This window comes from Cupriavidus sp. 8B (genome assembly GCF_054589115.1).
The window spans coordinates 1-887 of sequence record NZ_BAAILO010000265.1; the positions used below are offsets into that span (position 1 = coordinate 1).

1 protein-coding gene is annotated in these 887 nt (G+C 69.0%); it reads left to right on the plus strand.

Annotated elements, in window-relative coordinates; all coding sequences use genetic code 11:
- Positions 1 to 887 (plus strand): AMP-binding protein (locus tag ACYP5B_RS26165; RefSeq protein ID WP_459571643.1); only part of this gene is annotated, 887 nt, incomplete at both ends.

Below are 887 nucleotides of genomic sequence, written 5' to 3' on the forward strand. Positions count from 1 at the left end.
GATCTACGCCGCGCTAGCCGATCTGCCGCGGGAAGGCGCCGACATTGCCTCGTTGCGCTTCGCCTTTTGCGGCGCCGCGCCGCTGCCGGCCGAGGTAGCGCGGCGCTTCGAAGCAGCCGCCGGCATTCCGCTGTACGAGGGCTACGGTCTGACCGAAGGCGCGTGCGTCTCGGCCCTCAATCCGCCGCAGGGCGAACGTCGCCTCGGCACGGTCGGCCTGCGCCTGCCGCACCAGGCAATCGGCGTCTGGAAGGTCGACGGCTCCAGCTATGCCACCGAGCCGTGCGCGCCGGGCGAGACCGGCGTCATCGGCATCAACGGTCCGAATGTGTTTCCCGGCTATTTGCGCGAGCAAGACAATGGCGGCATCTGGCTCAATCCGGGATGGCTCAATACCGGCGACCTCGGCCATCTCGATGCCGACGGCTATCTGCATCTGACCGGCCGTGCCAAGGAGCTGATCATCCGCGGCGGCCACAACATCGATCCGGCGATGATCGAGGATGTGCTGCTGCAGCATCCGGCCGTGGCAATGGCGGCCGCGGTCGGCCAGCCGGATGCGCACACCGGGGAATTGCCAGTCGCCTACGTCACGCTCAAGCCAGGCTTCACCCCGGCTGCCGACGAACTGCTGGCGGCCGCACGCAACCTCGTGCCGGAACGCGCTGCAGTGCCAGCGCGCATCGAGATCCTGCAGGAGATGCCGCTGACCTCCATCGGCAAGGTGGCCCGGGCGGAGCTACGCATGCGCGCCGCCGAGCAAGTGTTCCGAGAGATTTTGGCGCAGGCCGGCACGGCCGCCAGCGTGCGCGTGGGACCGGATATCCGGCGCGGCACCGTCGCCTTCGTCCAATGCCCCGCCGCGGACGTGGCGCGCGTGCAGGATT